General features: G+C 64.5%; 17 protein-coding genes. 7 read left to right on the top strand and 10 right to left on the bottom strand.

Annotation, left to right across the window (positions count from 1 at the left end; genetic code table 11):
• Window positions 1–102: 102 nt before the first annotated feature.
• Window positions 103–1,413 carry an MFS transporter gene (locus LB552_RS07005; protein ID WP_224603172.1) on the bottom strand — a complete coding sequence of 437 codons (1,311 nt, stop codon included), beginning with the start codon at window positions 1,411–1,413 and terminating at the stop codon, window positions 103–105.
• A gap of 242 nt (window positions 1,414–1,655) precedes the next feature.
• On the opposite strand from LB552_RS07005, the gene cyoA reads away from it, so the two are divergent.
• The 7 genes from cyoA to LB552_RS07040 are packed head-to-tail and all read left to right on the top strand — an operon-like array spanning window position 1,656 to window position 8,539.
• The gene (gene cyoA, locus LB552_RS07010; protein ID WP_224603174.1) at window positions 1,656–2,837 is read left to right on the top strand and encodes a ubiquinol oxidase subunit II; all 1,182 of its coding nucleotides are present in this window, start codon (window positions 1,656–1,658) and stop codon (window positions 2,835–2,837) included.
• 10 nt (window positions 2,838–2,847) lie between these two features.
• The gene (cyoB, locus tag LB552_RS07015) at window positions 2,848–4,845 is read left to right on the top strand and encodes a cytochrome o ubiquinol oxidase subunit I (RefSeq protein ID WP_224603176.1); all 1,998 of its coding nucleotides are present in this window, start codon (window positions 2,848–2,850) and stop codon (window positions 4,843–4,845) included.
• 9 nt (window positions 4,846–4,854) lie between these two features.
• Window positions 4,855–5,481 carry a cytochrome o ubiquinol oxidase subunit III gene (gene cyoC / locus LB552_RS07020; RefSeq protein ID WP_224523506.1) on the top strand — a complete coding sequence of 209 codons (627 nt, stop codon included), beginning with the start codon at window positions 4,855–4,857 and terminating at the stop codon, window positions 5,479–5,481.
• The gene (gene cyoD / locus LB552_RS07025) at window positions 5,478–5,852 is read left to right on the top strand and encodes a cytochrome o ubiquinol oxidase subunit IV (protein WP_224603178.1); all 375 of its coding nucleotides are present in this window, start codon (window positions 5,478–5,480) and stop codon (window positions 5,850–5,852) included. The genes cyoC and cyoD overlap by 4 nt, the downstream gene beginning before the upstream one ends.
• Window positions 5,849–6,670 (top strand): SURF1 family protein, encoded by an 822-nt coding sequence (locus tag LB552_RS07030; protein ID WP_411965631.1) that lies wholly within the window; start codon window positions 5,849–5,851, stop codon window positions 6,668–6,670. The genes cyoD and LB552_RS07030 overlap by 4 nt, the downstream gene beginning before the upstream one ends.
• On the top strand, window positions 6,670–8,016 hold the full coding sequence (locus LB552_RS07035; protein WP_224603180.1) for an ATP-binding protein: 1,347 nt from the start codon (window positions 6,670–6,672) through the stop codon (window positions 8,014–8,016). The genes LB552_RS07030 and LB552_RS07035 overlap by 1 nt, the downstream gene beginning before the upstream one ends.
• A complete protein-coding gene (locus LB552_RS07040) occupies window positions 8,006–8,539 on the top strand; it encodes a response regulator transcription factor (RefSeq protein WP_210239569.1) in 534 nt (177 codons plus the stop codon). The genes LB552_RS07035 and LB552_RS07040 overlap by 11 nt, the downstream gene beginning before the upstream one ends.
• 15 nt (window positions 8,540–8,554) lie before the next feature.
• Here LB552_RS07040 and doeB read toward each other — a convergent pair whose 3' ends face one another.
• From doeB to ehuA, 9 genes are all read right to left on the bottom strand, one after another.
• A complete protein-coding gene (gene doeB, locus LB552_RS07045; RefSeq protein WP_224603190.1) occupies window positions 8,555–9,559 on the bottom strand; it encodes a N(2)-acetyl-L-2,4-diaminobutanoate deacetylase DoeB in 1,005 nt (334 codons plus the stop codon).
• A gap of 4 nt (window positions 9,560–9,563) precedes the next feature.
• Entirely contained in the window at window positions 9,564–10,742 is a 1,179-nt protein-coding gene (doeA, locus tag LB552_RS07050) for an ectoine hydrolase DoeA (protein WP_224603192.1), read from the bottom strand.
• 36 nt (window positions 10,743–10,778) lie between these two features.
• Window positions 10,779–11,771, bottom strand: a complete 993-nt coding sequence (locus tag LB552_RS07055) for a cyclodeaminase (RefSeq protein WP_224603203.1) — start codon at window positions 11,769–11,771, stop codon at window positions 10,779–10,781.
• The gene (gene eutB / locus LB552_RS07060) at window positions 11,768–12,751 is read right to left on the bottom strand and encodes a hydroxyectoine utilization dehydratase EutB (RefSeq protein WP_224603214.1); all 984 of its coding nucleotides are present in this window, start codon (window positions 12,749–12,751) and stop codon (window positions 11,768–11,770) included. The genes LB552_RS07055 and eutB overlap by 4 nt, the downstream gene beginning before the upstream one ends.
• A gap of 20 nt (window positions 12,752–12,771) precedes the next feature.
• Window positions 12,772–13,548, bottom strand: a complete 777-nt coding sequence (gene eutA / locus LB552_RS07065; RefSeq protein ID WP_224603407.1) for an ectoine utilization protein EutA — start codon at window positions 13,546–13,548, stop codon at window positions 12,772–12,774.
• Window positions 13,549–13,553: 5 nt separating this feature from the next.
• Window positions 13,554–14,213 carry an ectoine/hydroxyectoine ABC transporter permease subunit EhuD gene (gene ehuD / locus LB552_RS07070; RefSeq protein WP_224603219.1) on the bottom strand — a complete coding sequence of 220 codons (660 nt, stop codon included), beginning with the start codon at window positions 14,211–14,213 and terminating at the stop codon, window positions 13,554–13,556.
• The gene (ehuC, locus tag LB552_RS07075; protein ID WP_224603221.1) at window positions 14,213–14,872 is read right to left on the bottom strand and encodes an ectoine/hydroxyectoine ABC transporter permease subunit EhuC; all 660 of its coding nucleotides are present in this window, start codon (window positions 14,870–14,872) and stop codon (window positions 14,213–14,215) included. The genes ehuD and ehuC overlap by 1 nt, the downstream gene beginning before the upstream one ends.
• Before the next feature lie 210 nt (window positions 14,873–15,082).
• Window positions 15,083–15,934, bottom strand: coding sequence for an ectoine/hydroxyectoine ABC transporter substrate-binding protein EhuB (gene ehuB, locus LB552_RS07080; RefSeq protein WP_095765844.1), 852 nt, complete (start codon window positions 15,932–15,934; stop codon window positions 15,083–15,085).
• 92 nt (window positions 15,935–16,026) lie between these two features.
• On the bottom strand, window positions 16,027–16,812 hold the full coding sequence (ehuA, locus tag LB552_RS07085; RefSeq protein ID WP_263481480.1) for an ectoine/hydroxyectoine ABC transporter ATP-binding protein EhuA: 786 nt from the start codon (window positions 16,810–16,812) through the stop codon (window positions 16,027–16,029).
• Window positions 16,813–16,863: the final 51 nt, after the last annotated feature.

Here is a 16,863-nt window from a genome sequence, read left to right on the forward strand (position 1 = left end):
AAGTGTGAGCGGTTGAGTTCGGCGTCTTCGCCGTAACCTTCCGTCAGGAATTGCGTCAAAAACAAAGGGATAGAGCGGCGACTATCCGAGCTCGCCGCTCGTTCAGTCGGCCCGGCGTGCCTGCCTGTCGATCCAAAGCGCGATCAGCGTGCAGGCGGCGCCCGAAAGCAGATAGGCGCCGGCGGCGATGAGGCCGAAATTGCCGGCCAGGAGCAGCGCCGCGAGCGGCGCGAAGCCGGCGCCGAACATCCAGGCCAGGTCCGATGTCACCGCCGAGCCGGTATAGCGGTGCTGGCGCGAGAAGCTCGATGCGACGACGCCTGAGGATTGCCCGAAGCTCAAGCCCAGCAGGATGAAGCCGAGCACCATGAACACCGTCTCGCCGACGGTGCCGCCGTTGAGAAGTTGTGGGGCAAAGCCGCTGAAGGCTGCGATGGCGACGGCGCCGCCGCCGAGCAGGGCGCGGCGTCCGACACGGTCGGCCAGCGGACCCGATGCAACGATCGCCGCGATGCCGAACAGCGCGCTCACCACTTCGATGACCAGGAAACGTTCCGGACCCTCATTGGTGAACAGGAACACCCAGGACAGCGGGAACACCGTCACCATATGGAACAGGGCGAAGCTCGCCAGCGGCGCGAAGGCGCCGACAACGACGTTGCGTCCTTCCGTCCGAACCATCTCCCTGATGCGCGTCGGTTGCAGGTCGCCGCTCTCGTAGAGTTTCGAGAATTCGGGCGTGACCACGATGCGCAGCCTGGCAAACAGCGCCACGACGTTGATGGCGAAGGCGACGAAGAAGGGATAGCGCCAGCCCCAGGCGAAGAAGTCGTCGGCCGAGAGGTTGGCGACGAAGAAGGCGAATAGCGAGCTTGCCACGATGAGCCCGATCGGCGCGCCGAGCTGCGGGATCATCGCATAGATGCCGCGCCGGTTCTGCGGCGCATTCAGCGCCAGGAGGGAGGGCAATCCGTCCCATGTCCCGCCGAGCGCCAGGCCCTGTAGGAAGCGGGTGAGCGCCAGCAGCCAGGCGGCGACCGCGCCGACGTCCTGATAGGAGGGCAGGAACGCCATGGCGACCGTCGAGGTGCCGAGCAGGAACAGCGCGATCGTCAGCTTGGCGCCGCGGCCATAGGCGCGGTCGATCGCCATGAACAGCACGGTGCCGAACGGGCGCGCGATGAAGGCCAGCGCGAAGATGGCGAAGGAGTAGAGCGTTCCGACCAGCGGGTCGTGGGTTGGGAACACAAGCTTGGGGAACACGATCACGGAAGCGATCGCATAGACGAAGAAATCGAAGAATTCCGACGTCCTGCCGATGATCACGCCGACCGCGATATCGCCAGCGCTGACTTGGCCGTGATGCGAGCCGATCAGCCTGCTGTCCGTTTCGGAAGTCGAAGTTTCAGCCATCGTTTCCGTCGTCACCATACTCAACTTCGGAACGCGATTGTCGTCCCGACGCTATGTTGTCGTCATCCAGATGCGACGTTGTCGTCATCCAATTATGCGTGCACACTTTCGCGAAAGCCATACCGGCTGGGCATTGGACAAATTGTCCAATGTCGTCGCTGTGCCTGCGGCAGTAGCCGTTGGTCCATATCGCATCGCAACCTGCAGAGATCCTGCTGCAGGGCCATCGAGGGCAGCGTTTGATGAGACGATCCGGAGCCTTGCTTCTTTTTCCGCTCGCCGTGCTGCTGAGCGGCTGCGACCTGGTCGTGCTGGCGCCCGCGGGCGACGTGGCAGTGCAGCAGCGCGACCTGCTCGTCGTCTCGACCCTGCTGATGTTGCTCATTATCCTGCCGGTCATGGCGCTGACCGTGCTGTTCGCCTGGCGCTACCGGCAATCCAGCACCACGGCGATCTACACGCCGGACTGGGACCATTCGACCAAGCTGGAGCTGGTGATCTGGGCGGCACCCCTGCTCGTCATCATCTGCCTCGGCGCGCTCACCTGGCTCGGCTCCCATCTGCTCGATCCGTACCGGCGCATCGACCGGATCGAACCAGGACAGCCGGTCACCCAGAACCACAAGCCGCTCAGGGTCGACGTCGTCGCGCTGGATTGGAAATGGCTCTTCATCTATCCGGATTACGGCATTGCCTCCGTCAACGAGCTGGCGGCGCCGGTCAACCACCCGATCGACTTCCGCATCACCTCCTCGACGGTGATGAACTCCTTCTACATTCCGGCGCTTGCCGGGCAAATCTACGCCATGCCCGCCATGGGGACGAAGCTGCACGCGGTCATCAACCGTCCAGGCACCTATTCCGGCTTCTCGGCCAACTACAGCGGCGCCGGCTTCTCCGGCATGCGCTTTGCGTTCCACGGCCTCTCTGACAAGGCCTTCGGTGAGTGGGTGACGCAGACCAAAGGTGCGCAGGCTACGCTCAGCCGCGAGACGTATCTCGAGCTCGAGCGTCCGAGCGAGAACGAGCCGGTCCGCCACTATGCCTCCGTCGATCCCGACCTCTATGGCGCGATCCTCAATCTGTGCGTCGAGCGCGGCAAGATGTGCATGAACGAGATGATGTCGATCGACGCCAAGGGCGGCCTTGGGCTGGCCGGCGTGCGCAACACCTTGCCGCTGCAATACGATAAGCTTGCCCGGCGCGGCGCGGTGTTCGGCAACGATCCGTCCTATGTCGCCAGCATCTGCACGGCGGAGGAAGCGGCCGCCGCCTCGCGCGCGGCCCGCGATGCCGGCGCGAAATACTGGCCAATGCGCGATCTTTCCCCGCTGCGCGGGGCAGGGCTGCTCAGTCCAGGGGCAGGCAGCCGCCGCGCCGATGCCGGGACCCCGTCGCTCGGCCTGCTGCGCTTCGAATTGTGAGGGATGGCGGATGCCTGAGTCGCTGACCAAATTCATCTTCGGCCGCCTCACTCTGGAGTCGCTGCCGCTGCACGAGCCGATCGTCGTCGTCACCTTCATCGTCGTGGCGTTGGGCGGCCTCGCGGTGCTCGGCGCGGTCACCTATTTCAAGCTTTGGGGTTATCTCTGGCGCGAGTGGTTCACCAGCGTCGACCACAAGAAGATCGGCATCATGTACATGGCGCTCGGCCTCGTCATGCTGCTGCGCGGCTTCTCCGACGCCATCATGATGCGCCTGCAGCAGGCCATCGCCTTCAACGGTTCCGAGGGTTACCTCAACGCTCATCACTACGACCAGATCTTCACCGCCCATGGCGTGATCATGATCTTCTTCGTGGCGATGCCTTTCGTCACCGGGCTGATGAACTTCGTCGTGCCGCTGCAGATCGGCGCGCGCGACGTCTCGTTCCCTTTCCTCAACAATTTCAGCTTCTGGATGACGGTCGGCGGCGCGATCCTGGTCATGGCCTCGCTGTTCGTCGGCGAGTTCGCCCGCACCGGCTGGCTGGCCTATCCGCCGCTCTCCGGCATCAATTACAGTCCCGACGTCGGCGTCGATTACTACATCTGGGCGCTGCAAGTCGCCGGCGTCGGCACGACATTGTCCGGCATCAACCTGATCTGCACCATCATCAAGATGCGCGCCCCAGGCATGACCATGATGCGCATGCCCGTCTTCACCTGGACCTCGCTCTGCACCAACGTGCTGATCGTCGCGTCCTTCCCGGTGCTGACGGCGGTGCTGACGCTGCTTGCGCTCGACCGCTATGTCGGCACCAACTTCTTCACCAACGATTTCGGCGGCAATCCGATGATGTATGTGAACCTCATCTGGATATGGGGTCACCCGGAGGTCTACATCCTTATCCTGCCGCTGTTCGGCGTCTTCTCCGAGGTCACCTCGACCTTCTCCGGCAAGCGCCTGTTCGGCTACACCTCGATGGTCTACGCCACGATAGTCATCACCATCCTGTCCTATCTCGTCTGGCTGCACCACTTCTTCACCATGGGCTCCGGCGCCAGTGTCAATTCCTTCTTCGGCATCACCACGATGATCATCTCGATCCCGACCGGGGCGAAGATATTCAACTGGCTGTTCACCATGTATCGCGGTCGCATCCGCTTCGAATTGCCGATGATGTGGACGGTGGCCTTCATGCTCACCTTCGTCGTTGGCGGCATGACTGGCGTGCTGCTTGCCGTGCCGCCCGCCGACTTCGTGCTGCACAACAGCCTGTTCCTGATCGCGCATTTCCATAACGTCATCATCGGCGGCGTGCTCTTCGGCCTGTTCGCCGGCATCGCCTATTGGTGGCCCAAGGCCTTCGGCTTCAGGCTCGATCCGTTCTGGGGCAAGGTCTCGTTCTGGTGCTGGGTGCTCGGCTTCTGGCTCGCCTTCATGCCGCTCTATATCCTCGGCCTGATGGGCGTGACGCGCCGCATGCGCGTCTTCGACGATCCCTCGCTGCAGATATGGTTCGTGATAGCCGCTTTCGGCGCGGTGCTGATCGCCTGCGGCATCGCCGCCTTCCTGGTCCAGATCTTCGTCTCCATCCGCAAGCGCAAAGCGCTGGCCGATCACACCGGCGATCCCTGGGATGGCCGCACCCTCGAATGGTCGACCTCCTCGCCGCCGCCGGCCTACAATTTCGCCTTCACGCCAGTCATTCGCGACAACGACGCCTGGTTCGACATGAAGAAGGCCGGCTACCGGCGCCCGCTGTCCGGATTCAAACCAATCCACATGCCGAGCAACACCGGCACCGGCGTCGTCCTGGCGGTGTTCAGCGTCGCGCTCGGCTTCGGCCTGATCTGGTACATCTGGTGGCTGGCGGCGCTGAGCTTCGTCTGCCTCATCGCAACCGCGATCGGCCACACCTTCAACTACCACCGCGACTTCGACATCCCGGCTGCCGAGGTCACGCAAACCGAAGAGGCGAGGACGACGCTCCTCGCCGCCCAGGGCTAGGAATTGAGCATGGCATCGAGCGCGATCACGGCCGTCGCGGAACCGGTCTTCCACCTGGAAGAAGAGCACGCGCACGCCGAAGGCGGCAGCACCATGCTCGGCTTTTGGCTCTACCTGATGAGCGACTGCCTGATCTTCGCCATGCTGTTCGCGGCCTATGGCGTGCTCGGCGGCAATTATGCGGCGGGGCCGGCGCCGAAGGATCTGTTCGATCTCGGTCTGGTGGCGGTCAACACCACCATGCTGCTCTTGTCCTCGATCACTTATGGCTTTGCCATGCTGACCATGGACAAGGGCCGTGTCGGCGCGACGCAGGCCTGGCTCGTGGTGACCATGCTGTTCGGCCTGGCGTTCCTCTCCATCGAGCTATCCGAATTCGCGCACATGATCCATGAAGGCGCGACCCCGCAGCGCAGCGCCTTCCTGTCGTCCTTCTTCACCCTGGTCGGCACGCATGGCCTGCACGTGACCTTCGGCATCGTCTGGATGGTGACGCTGATGGTGCAGGTCGCGAGACACGGCCTCATCGAGGCCAACCGCCGCCGGCTGATGTGCCTCTCGATGTTCTGGCACTTCCTCGACGTCGTCTGGATCGGCGTCTTCACCTTTGTCTATCTGATGGGGATGCTCAGATGAGCGCTCATGATCATGCGGGTCACGACCGTACCCATGGCGGCGCCGCGCACGGGTCGCTGAGGGGCTACCTGATCGGTTTCGTCCTGTCGGTGATCCTCACCGCCATCCCGTTCTGGATGGTCATGACCGGCGCCATGGACAACAAACAGGCCGCGGCCGTCATCATCATGGCCTTCGCGGTGGTGCAGATCGTGGTGCACATGGTCTTCTTCCTGCATATGAACCCCGCCTCGGAAGGCGGATGGTCGATGCTGGCGCTCATCTTCACTGTGGTTCTCGTCGTCATCGTGCTGAGCGGCTCGCTCTGGGTGATGTACCACCTCAACGCCAACATGATGCCCGGGCTCCACGAGATGCGGGAGATGCCATGAGCCCCATTTCGGGCGTGGGCGTGTTGCGCGCGGGGAGGGCCAAAGCCGAGGCAAAGGACATGACCGGCCGGGCAGGTATCGGCTCTCATGCTGCCTCGAAGGGTTCCGCGTCGCGATTCTTGCTCGCGCTGCTTGGGCTTCTCGGCGTTCTGATGTTTCTCGGGCTCGGCGTCTGGCAGTTGGAAAGACGGGTCTGGAAGCTCGACCTGATCGCCCGCGTCGACCAGCGCATCCATGCTTCCGTCGTCGATGCGCCCGGTCCGCAAGACTGGAGCGGGTTCAGCGCGCCGGACTACGAATATCGCCATGTGCGCCTGGCCGGGCATTTCCTCGGGGGCACCAACACGCTGGTGCAGGCGGTGACCGAGCTTGGCGGCGGCTATTGGGTGCTGACGCCGATGCGCGACGACCGCGGGTTCACGGTCCTCGTCAACCGCGGCTTCATCCCGCAGGAACGCAAGGTGGAATTCGAGCGGGAGAATGCCGCGCTCGCCTCGCCGGCGACGGTTGACGGGCTGCTGCGCATCAGTGAGCCCGGCGGCGGTTTCCTGCGCAGAAACGATCCGGCTGCCGATCGCTGGTATTCGCGCGACGTCGCGGCAATCGCCAAGGCGCGCGGCCTGGCGGATGTTGCGCCCTATTTCATCGATGCCGAGGCATCCGGCGCTGCTGGCTGGCCGCGCGGCGGGCTCACCGTCGTCACCTTCCGCAACAGCCATCTCATCTATGCTTTGACCTGGTTTGCCCTTGCAGGGATGCTGGCGATGGCGCTTGCCAGACAGGTTTTCTCCGGCCGCCGGAACTGGGATGCAGCGTGATGAATATCGCGTGGCCCCATCGCGACAAGCCGTTCCTGACGCTTCTTCCAACGCGGCAGGGAGGCGCCCCGTCGGACGCCGACGTCACGAACAGGAAGAACCTGCTCCTGCTCATCCAGCTGCGCTGGCTGGCAGTGGCGGGGCAGGTGCTGACAATCCTGGTCACGCAATACTGGTTCGCCATCCCGCTGCCGCTCACCGAGATGGCGGGCGTGGTGCTTTTCCTGGTCGGCCTCAACATCTTCAGCCTGCTCGCCCTGCGCGGCAACCGCCGGATCTCCAACGCGCAGCTCTTCGTCGCGCTGATTTTCGACATGGCGGCGCTGACGACGCAGCTCTACCTGAGCGGCGGCGCCTCGAATCCGTTCGTGTCGCTTTACCTGCTGCAGATCACGCTCGGCGCTGCGCTCCTGGCGCCATGGTCGACCTGGCTCCTGGTGGTGGCGGCCTCGGCCTGCTTCGTCTTCCTCATCTTCGTCTTCCAGCCGATCGCACTCCCGCATCACGGCGGCAGCGATCTCCTGGCGCTGCATCTGCGCGGCATGTTCATCTGCTTCGTGCTCGCGGCCGGGCTGATCGTGATCTTCATGACGCGCATCAACCGCAACCTGCGCGAACGCGATGCCTATCTCGCCGACCTGCGCCAGCGTTCGGCCGAGGAAGATCACATCGTGCGCATGGGCCTGCTGGCCTCGGGTGCCGCCCATGAACTGGGCACACCGCTGTCGACAATATCGGTCATCCTGTCCGACTGGCGCCAGATGCGCGGCGTCAAGCGCAACCGCGAGCTTTCCGAGGACGTGGCCGAGATGCAGGCGCAGATCGAGCGCTGCAAAGGCATCGTCACGGGCATTCTCATGTCCTCCGGCCAGGCGCGGGGCGAGGGCACCATCCGCACTACGATCCGCCGGTTCCTCGACGATCTCGTCGAGGAATGGCGCGTCAGCCGCCAGCCTATCAAGCTGGACTACGGCAATGGTTTCGAGCCGGACGAGCCGATCGTGTCCGACACGGCGCTGAAACAAGTGATCTTCAATGTGCTCGACAATGCGCAGGAGGCATCGCACGATTGGGTCGGCATCACTGCCGAGCGGCAGGATGAGAAGCTGGTGCTCTCCGTCACGGATCGCGGACCCGGTTTCGACAAGGATATTCTGGCAACGCTCGGCCAGCCCTATATGTCGAGCAAGGGGCGACCAGGCGGCGGCCTGGGCCTCTTCCTGGTGTTCAACGTGGTGCGCAAGCTTGGCGGCGACGTTTCGGCGCACAACATGGCCGAGGGCGCCCGTGTTACCCTTTCGCTGCCGCTGGCGGCGCTGACCTATGGAGACGATCGTGAAATCTGATCGATCCTTGTTCGTCATCGAGGACGACGCGACCTTTGCGCGCACGCTCAAACGCTCGTTTGAAAAGCGCGACTACGACGTCGTGGTCTGCCACGACCGCGAGGCGCTGCTGGTCGCGCTGGAAACGGCCGTTCCGGCCTACGCCGTCGTCGATCTCAAGCTCGGATCGGGATCGGGTCTCGAATGCGTCAAGCTTCTCAGCGCCCGCAATCCTTCGATGCGCATCGTCGTGCTGACGGGATTTGCCAGCATCGCCACGGCCGTCGAGGCGATCAAGCTCGGCGCGGGCCACTATCTGGCCAAGCCCGCCAACACCGATGACATCGAAGCCGCCTTCGGCCGCGCCGAGGGTGACGTTTCGGTGCCGCTCACCAGCCGCCCCACCTCGATCAAGAACCTCGAATGGGAGCGCATCCACGAAACGCTGGTCGAGACCGGCTTCAACATCTCCGAAACCGCGCGCCGGCTCGGCCTGCACCGGCGCACGCTTGCCCGCAAGCTCGAGAAGCGCGTGGTGCAGTAGGGCGCCGCACCAAGATTATTCGCGAACGGCCACGGCCAGCACCGAGACGCAGTCGCCAGCCTTGACCAGGCCCGGGAAATGACGCGCGGCGAGCAGCCCCAACATCCTTGCCCTGATCTCCTGCGGCGCCTGCCCGGTGCGCCCGACCGGATGGATGCGCGCGACCACCTGGCCGTCCTTCACAGGCTCGCCGAGGTCGACCATCGTCTCGATCATGCCGTCATCCTCGGCGAAGGCGAAGCAATCGCCCGACGGCATGTCCAGCCACTGAGTTCTGCCCTTCTCGACCGCACCATCGACGATGCCGGCGTGGCGGAGCACGTTGAGGATGCCGCGCCGGGCGATCCGCACGGTCTCGGCGCGCGAGGTTCCGCCGCCGCCGAGCTCGGTAGTGACAAAGACCTTGCCCATCTCCTCTGCCGCCGTGTCATACATGCCGACCGCGTCGATCTCGGTCATGCGCATCGAGAACGGCGCCGAGAAAGCCTCGACGGCGGCGAAGGCCTTTTTCTCCTGCTCTTTGTCGGGCAGTGTATGCGCCGCGCAGAAGGGCACGAAGTCCAGCGTCTTGCCGCCGGAATGGAAGTCGAAGACGATGTCCGCGCGCGGCAGCAGCTCGCGCTGGAAATAGTCGGCGATCTTCTCCGTCACCGTGCCGTCCGGGCGCCCAGGGAAAGAGCGGTTCATGTTGCCCTTGTCGATCGGCGAGGTGCGCGTGCCGGCCCGGAAGGCCGGATAGTTCATCGCCGGCACGATGATGACCGTGCCGGAGACATTCTTCGGATCGAGCGTGCGGGCGAGTTCGTAGAGCGCCAGCGGACCCTCATATTCGTCGCCGTGATTGCCGCCGGTGAGCAGCGCCGTCGAGCCCTTGCCGTTGCGCACGACACAGACCGGGATCATCACAGAGCCCCACGCGGAATCGTCCCGGCTGTAGGGCAGGCGCAGGAAGCCGTGCTGGACGCCGTCGCGCTCGAAATCGACGGTCGGCGCAATCGGCGACGGACGCAAAGCGGACATCGGCTCAGTCCTTCACGAAGAGCTTGCGCGGCACATTGGCCAGGCACTCGACGCCGGTGTCGGTTATCAGGATCGACTCGGTGATCTCCAGCCCCATTGTCTCCAGCCACAGTCCAGTCATGAAATGGAAGGTCATGCCGGGCTTGAGCTCGGTGCGGTCGCCGGGGCGCAGGCTCATGGTGCGCTCACCCCAGTCCGGCGGATAGGAGATACCGATCGGGTAGCCGGTGCGGTTGTCCTTGACGATGCCGTATTTCTTCAACACGGCGAAGAAGGCGTTGGCGATATCTTCGCAGGTGTTGCCGGGCTTGGCGGCCGCGAGGCCGGCTTCCATGCCTTCCAGCGTCGCCTTCTCGGCGTCCAGGAAGGCCCGGGTCGGCTTGCCGAGGAACACGGTGCGCGACAGCGGACAATGGTAGCGATTGTAGCAGCCGGCGATCTCGAAGAACGTGCCTTCGTTCACCTTCATCGGCTTGTCGTCCCAGGTGAGATGCGGGGCCGAGGCGTCCGCCCCCGACGGCAAGAGCGGCACGATTGCCGGATAGTCGCCGCCGATGCCGGCGACGCCGCGCGTTCCGGCATCGTAGATCTCGGCGACCAGATCGCATTTGCGCATGCCGACCTCTATTTTGTCGACGATGCGCTGGTGCATCGCCTCGACGATGCGGGCGGCGTTGCGCATATACTCGATCTCGGTCGGGCTTTTCACGGCGCGCTGCCAGTTCACCAGCGCTGTGGCATCGGCAAAGCGGGCGTTGGGCAGGTGCTTCTGCAGCGCCGCGAAGGCGGCGGCCGAAAACCAGTAATTGTCCATCTCGACGCCGATGCTGAGCTTGTCCCAGCCGCGCTCCGCCAGCACGCTGGCGAGGTAATCCATCGGATGCCGCTCGGTCGACTGCACATAATGGTCGGCGTAGCCGATGATGTTGTCATGCGCGAGATAGGCGGTGCGCTTGGCGCCGTTGGCGTCCTGGCCGCGGCCGTACCAGACCGGCTCGCCGGAAGGCGGCACGATGACGGCCTGATGCACATAGAACGACCACCCGTCATAGCCCGTCAGCCAGGCCATGTTGGAAGGATCGCTGACGATCAGCAGATCGACGCCTTTAGCCTCCATGGCTTTTCGTGTCTTGGCGAGGCGCTCCGCATATTCGCCGCGCGAGAATTTCAAATTTGGCTGCATTTTGTTGTCCTCGTTTGTTGGGCCTGGCGGCCAGCATCAACTTTCGAAATTGAGCCCGGCATTGGCGGCGCGCGCACGGTCGCGGGCCAAAGTGGCGATCGCGGTGTCCTGCACCCCGGTGCCGGTGAGGTCAGCGATGGTGATGTCGCTGGCCGAGCGCCGTCCGGGCTTGCTGCCGGCGATGATCTGGCCGAGCTCCGTCACCTCGGCGTCGGCGGCGAAGACCGCCGCCTCGATGGCGTGGTGGAGCTCGCCTAGACGCCGTGTCTGCTTGGCGCTGTCGGCGACATAGAGATCGGCCATGCGCAGGATCGCCGGCGCGATCTCGTTCTTGTGCTCGGCGTCCGAGCCCATGGCGGTGATGTGCTGGCCCGCGGAGACGAAACCGGCCTTGATTAGCGGTTCAGTCGAAGGCGTGGTGGTGACGATGATGTCGGCGCCCGCTGCCGCGTTAGCCGCATCCGGCTCGGCGCGCACGAGGATACCGAGCTTCTCGCGCAAGCGCGCGGCGGTGGCTTCAGCCCTGGCGGCGTCGCGCGCCCAGATGCGCGCTTCCTGGATCGGTCTGACGAGACGCAGCGCTTCCAACTGCAGGCCGGCCTGCAGGCCGGCGCCGAAGATCGCGGCCACGTTGGAGTCTTGGCGCGACAGATGCTTTGCCGCAACCGCGCCGGCCGCAGCGGTTCGGATTTCGGTGAGATAGCCATTGTCGAGCAGCAGCGCCTCGACCACACCGGTCTTGGCCGAAAGCAGCACCATCATGCCGCCGCCGCTCGGCAGGCCGAGCGTCGGATTGTCGAAGAAGCCGGAGCTTATCTTGACGGCGAAACCATCAATGCCCGGCACATAGGCAGACTTCACGTCGACCTCGCCGCGATGCTCGGGAATGTCGAGCCGCAGGATCGGTGGCATCGCCACCGGCAGCGTGGCCAAGGCGCGAAAAGCGTTCTCGACGCAGGCAACGGCGTCCAGATCGAGCGTCACGATCTTGCGCAGATCACTCTCGGTGAGAATGGTTATGCGGCTCATGCTGCGCGCTCCGCGATTGTCTCGCCGCAGACGATGCGGCGGTGCAGGTCCATGTCGATGTTCTTGCCGGAGAGGATGAGAGCAGTGGGGCCGCTCACTTTGACCTTGCCGGCAAGCAGCGCGCCGATGCCGACGGCGCCGGCGCCTTCGACTATCTCGCGCTCCTCTTCATACGCATGGCGGATGCCGGCGGCGATCTCGTCCTCGGCAAGCAGGACGACGTCGTCGAGCAAGCCACGACACATGGCAAAAGTCAGCCGGTTGTCGAGCCCGATGCCGCCGCCGAGCGAATCCGCCAGCGTCGGCAGTTCCTCGACCTGCACCAGCCGGCCGGCGTCGAGGCTGGCCTTCATCGCAGCGCCGCGTGCCATCGAGATGCCGATGACTTTGGTGCGCGGGCTCACGCCTTTGACGGCCGCCGCCACACCGGCCGCCAGCCCGCCGCCGGAGAGCGGCACCAGCACGCTTGCCGCGTCCGGAACCTGCTCCATGATTTCCAGCCCGAGCGTGCCTTGTCCGGCGACGATATCGGGATGGTCGAAGGGCGGCAGCATGACCAGCCCTTCATCCGCCACCAGCCTGTCGACTTCCTGCTGGGCGTCGTCCTGGCTGTTGCCGACGATGCGGATATCCGCGCCGAGGCGACGGATGGCATCGAGCTTGTTTTCCGGCACCAGCCTCGACATGCAGATCACCGCGCGGATGCCTTCGAGCTTTGCCGCATGCGCCAGCGCGCGGCCGTGATTGCCGGTCGAGGCGGCGACGACGCCGCGCGATTTTTCTTCCGCGCTCAATGCTGCGATCGCATTGGAAGCGCCGCGCAGCTTGAACGCGCCGGTGGTCTGGTGATGCTCCAGCTTGAGATGAACAGGACGGCCCGTGCGCTCCGAGAGGCTTTGCGACAGCACCATGGGTGTCCGCTCGACCTTGCCGGCAATGCGTTCGCGCGCCGCGCGAATATGCTGAAGCTCAACAGTCATTTCGATCACGGGCATTTTGTTCACTGGGCCAGTGGTTTCGTCCACAGCCGGCCGAACTCGGGCCGGGGCGTCTCGTCGCCGCACAGCCGCAGGCAATTCCAGGCGCTGGCCTGGTTGCTGGTGACGACCGGACGTCCGATCGCCTCTTCCATGCCGGGAACCGCCAGTGCGGCGCGCAGCGCGGTGCATGAGACGAACAGCGCATCGGCCTGCGGATGCGTGACCTTGCGCGCCAGCTCGACCAGCGACGCCGGCGCGATGCGCGCCATCTCGCGGTCGTCCTCGAAACCGAGGCAGGTGAAGCTCTGGATGTCGAAGCCGTGCGCGGCGAAATAGGCGGCCATCGGCCGGCTGGTCTCGACGGTGTAAGGAGTCAAGATGCTGATGCGCTTCACCCCGAAAGCGCTCAGGCCGCGCACACCGGCCATCGGCGGGGTGACGACGGGCACGCCGGGCTTGGCCGCCTGGACCGCCTGCTCTATCTCGGCGTCGCCGATCACCACCGACGCAGAGGTACACGAGTAGCATACCGCATCGAGCGGCTCGTCCGGCAGGATCAGCGCTGCGCCCGCCGAAAGCGACGGCTGCATCTTGCGCAGATTTTCCGGCGTCGTCGGATTGGCGTAGGGGATGCGCGCAACATAGACGCCGATCCGCTCGCTCGCCACCATGCGCCGGAAATCCACTTCGCTGGTGTGATCCGTAGCTAAAGCAATCAGGCCGACGCGCTTTTCCAGCGGACGCGAGTCCAGAGTGGGACGCGCTGTTTCGAGGCGGATCTCGGGCAATGCGTTCATGACTTTCATCTTTCGATCCTGCCGTAGCGATGCTCCAGCCAGCGCAACAGCACGACGGAGCAGAGGCTGATGACGAGAAAGAAGGCGCCGACCAGCGTCATCGGCTCGATGTAGCGGTAATAGGTGTTGGCGACGCTCTTGGCCTGGTTCATCAGTTCCAGCACGGTGATCGCCGACAGCAGCGGCGTCTCCTTGAACATGGCGATGAAATAATTGGCCAGGGCCGGGATCATCGGCGGGATCGCCTGCGGCAGGATGATATGCGTCCAGGTGTGGCGGCCGCCCAGATTGCAGGCCTTGGCAGCTTCCCACTGGCCGCGCGGCACATTGTCGATGCCGGCGCGGTAGACCTCGGCCGTGTAGGTGCCGTAATGCAGGCCGAGCCCGATGACGCCCGCCACCAGCGGCGGCAGCAGGATGCCGATATCGGGCAGCACGTAGAAGATGAAATAGAGCTGCACTAGGAGCGGCGTGCCGCGGATGAACTCGGCGAACCAGCCGACGCTGCGCGCAACGATCCGGTTCTCCGAGCGGCGCGCCAGCGCGATCGCCAGACCGACGATCCCGGCCAGCACCGAGCCGAGCACCGTCGCCAGGATGGTGATCTTCACCCCCTGGATCAGGGTCGGCATGATTTCCCAGACGAAATTCCAATCCCAATCCATCAGACGCGCACTCCGTCGAGGCCGCGCGCCATGCGGCGCTCCAGCGTGCGAATGCCCCAGGAGATAATCAGCGCCAGCGCGAAATAGATGACGAGAACGGAGAGGAAGGGCATCAGCGTGCTGCCGGTCTGCGAGCGCACCACCTGCGCCTGGAAGGTCAGGTCGGCGAGCGAGATAAGCGACACGACCGAGGTTGCCTTGAGCAGCTCGATCGCGTTGTTGCCGAAGGTAGGCAGCATGACCAGCAGCGCCTGCGGCAGGATCACATGGCGCATGCCTTGCCAGCGGCCGAGATTGAGCGCCGTGCAGGCCTCGTATTGCTCGCGGCCGACCGACAGTATGGCACCGCGCACGACTTCCGCCGCATAGGCACCGACATTCAGGCCCAGCGCCAGCACGCCTGCCTGCAGCGGCGTCAGCGACAGGCCGGCGAAAGGCAGCACGAAATAGGCCCAGAACAGTTGCACGAAGATCGAGGTGCCGCGGAAGAATTCGATGTAGGTCGTCGCCAACGCGCGGATGATGAAGAAGCGCGACACACGCCCCATGCCGGCCAGGAAGGCCATGATCAGCGCAAGCACCGACCCCATCAGCGTCAGCTCGATGGTGACAAGCGCTCCCTGCAATATCAGGCCGAGATAGCCGGACCACTGGATCATAAAACTAGAAGTTTCCCAACATTTGATGTGCTTGGCTCCTCCCATCGACAGGGAGATGCCGGTTTACCCTCCGTAGCTGCAGCGCAGCTGCTGCGTAGGACGGGCAGGCAGATGAGGGGCAGCGCCAACCTTGAAATGCTGGCGCCGCCCCTCATCCGGCTGTTCGAGCCAACTTCTCCCCGCAGGCGGGGAGAAGGCAGAGGCCGCGTCCTACTTCGCCGCGCAGAGCTTCTCGCGCGTCGTCGACATCGCCGCCTTGGCGGAGAAGCCGTAGGGCTCGATGATCTTGGCGAACTCGCCGGACTTCTTCATCTTGGCGAGCTCGACGTCATAGGCGTCGCGCAGTGCCTCGTCGCCTTTCTTGAAGGCCGCGCCATCGCAATAGACCGGCGCGCCCTGCACCGGCGCGATCACTTCGAGGTTCGGGTCGTTGGCCTTCTTCATCAGGTCGTTGATCGAGAGCACAGGCAACGAATAGGCGTCGATACGGCCGTCCTGCACCATCTTCAGGCCGCTCTGGCCGTCCGGCACGACGATGACGCGATCGCGCGGCACGCCGGCAGTGAGCGCCAGCTTCTCCTCGGTGCCGCCGCCCGGCGCGCCGACCGTGGCGGAGCTGTCCTTGGCGATGTCCTCGTAGCTCTTGAAGCCCTTCGGGTTGCCCTTCTTCACCAGCATCGCTTCGGCATCGCAAAGCACCGGCTCGGAATAGGCGACCGCCGCGCAACGCTCCGGCTTCATGAACAGGCCGGCGGTGACGACGTCGAAGCGGCCGGCCTGCAGGCCGGGGATCATGGCGCCGTATTCGGAGATGGAAGCGACGATGTCGTTGACGCCGAGACGCTTGAAGATCTCGCGCGCCACGTCGGGTGCCGCGCCCGATACCTTGCCGTCGGCGGCGACCGCCGTATAGGGCGGCTCGTTGGCGATGGCGACGCGGGCGAAGCCTTGCTGCTTGAGCTGCTCCAGCTTGGCGTCATCCGCCGACCGCGCGCCGGGGGCGAGCAGCATCGCGGTGATCGCGAGGCCGGCGACGCCAGCCAGAATGCCAAGTTTCTTCATTGTTCCCAACTCCTTGTTGTCTTCTTGGTTTGCCTGGTTCGGGCGGCCTTTGACCACCCGTGGACGGCTTGCGCCGCCCGCTCGCATTGCGGTCAGACGCGATGTCCGGCCGCGATGATCTTCTTCAGGAAGCTCTGCGTTCTTTCCTGTTTGGGATGGCGGAAAATCTCATCGGGTTTGCCTTCCTCGACGATCCTGCCGCGGTCGAAGAACAGCACGCGGTCGGCGAAGTCGTGGGCGAAGCCCATCTCGTGGGTGACCAGAAGCATCGTCATGTCGGTCTCGGCGGCGAGCTTGCGCATGACGTTGAGCACTTCCTCGACGAGCTCGGGGTCGAGCGCCGAGGTGACCTCGTCGAACAGCATGATCTTGGGCGACAGCGCCAGCGCCCGGGCGATCGCCACGCGCTGCTTCTGGCCGCCGGAGAGCTGCGCCGGCATCGCCTTCGCCTTGTCCGCAAGCCCGACCATGTCGAGCAGTTCCATCGCCCGCTTCTCGGCGGCGGCGCGCGCGACGCCCTTGGTCAGCATCGGCGCCAAGGTCACATTGTCCATGACGCATTTGTGCGGGAAGAGATTGAACAGCTGGAAGACCATGCCGATCTTCTGGCGCATCCTGGCCAGATGCCGCTCGTCGGCCGGCAGCAACTGGCCGTTGCGCTCCATGTGGTAGAGCTGCTCGCCGTCGACCTGGATATGGCCGCCGTCGATCTTCTCCAGCGTCATCAGGATGCGCAGGATCGTCGTCTTGCCTGAGCCGGACGGGCCGATCAGCGCCAGCTTCTCGCCAGGCATGACCTCCATCGACAGGCCGTCCAGCACCTTGAAGGCGCCGAAGCTCTTCGAAATCGCATCAACCTTGATGATGGGCGCGGGCAATCCATTCCCCCGTTCTGGAGCCTATGCCCTTAACGATGCGAAACGCGCCAA

Origin of the sequence: Mesorhizobium sp. CA7, from assembly GCF_020165015.1 — a bacterium.
Taxonomy (GTDB): domain Bacteria; phylum Pseudomonadota; class Alphaproteobacteria; order Rhizobiales; family Rhizobiaceae; genus Mesorhizobium.

Bases quoted from the DNA above. Each gene is read 5' to 3' on its own strand.
- doeB (WP_224603190.1), bottom strand. From the start codon at position 9,559: ATGTCCGCTTTGCGTCCGTCGCCGATTGCGCCGACCGTCGATTTCGAG.
- eutA (WP_224603407.1), bottom strand. From the start codon at position 13,548: ATGAACGCATTGCCCGAGATCCGCCTCGAAACAGCGCGTCCCACTCTG.
- ehuB (WP_095765844.1), bottom strand. From the start codon at position 15,934: ATGAAGAAACTTGGCATTCTGGCTGGCGTCGCCGGCCTCGCGATCACC.
- LB552_RS07035 (WP_224603180.1), top strand. From the start codon at position 6,670: ATGAATATCGCGTGGCCCCATCGCGACAAGCCGTTCCTGACGCTTCTT.
- LB552_RS07055 (WP_224603203.1), bottom strand. From the start codon at position 11,771: ATGAGCCGCATAACCATTCTCACCGAGAGTGATCTGCGCAAGATCGTG.
- cyoC (WP_224523506.1), top strand. From the start codon at position 4,855: ATGGCATCGAGCGCGATCACGGCCGTCGCGGAACCGGTCTTCCACCTG.
- cyoA (WP_224603174.1), top strand. From the start codon at position 1,656: ATGAGACGATCCGGAGCCTTGCTTCTTTTTCCGCTCGCCGTGCTGCTG.
- LB552_RS07030 (WP_411965631.1), top strand. From the start codon at position 5,849: ATGAGCCCCATTTCGGGCGTGGGCGTGTTGCGCGCGGGGAGGGCCAAA.
- doeA (WP_224603192.1), bottom strand. From the start codon at position 10,742: ATGCAGCCAAATTTGAAATTCTCGCGCGGCGAATATGCGGAGCGCCTC.
- ehuC (WP_224603221.1), bottom strand. From the start codon at position 14,872: ATGATCCAGTGGTCCGGCTATCTCGGCCTGATATTGCAGGGAGCGCTT.
- cyoB (WP_224603176.1), top strand. From the start codon at position 2,848: ATGCCTGAGTCGCTGACCAAATTCATCTTCGGCCGCCTCACTCTGGAG.
- ehuD (WP_224603219.1), bottom strand. From the start codon at position 14,213: ATGGATTGGGATTGGAATTTCGTCTGGGAAATCATGCCGACCCTGATC.
- eutB (WP_224603214.1), bottom strand. From the start codon at position 12,751: ATGACTGTTGAGCTTCAGCATATTCGCGCGGCGCGCGAACGCATTGCC.
- cyoD (WP_224603178.1), top strand. From the start codon at position 5,478: ATGAGCGCTCATGATCATGCGGGTCACGACCGTACCCATGGCGGCGCC.
- LB552_RS07005 (WP_224603172.1), bottom strand. From the start codon at position 1,413: ATGGCTGAAACTTCGACTTCCGAAACGGACAGCAGGCTGATCGGCTCG.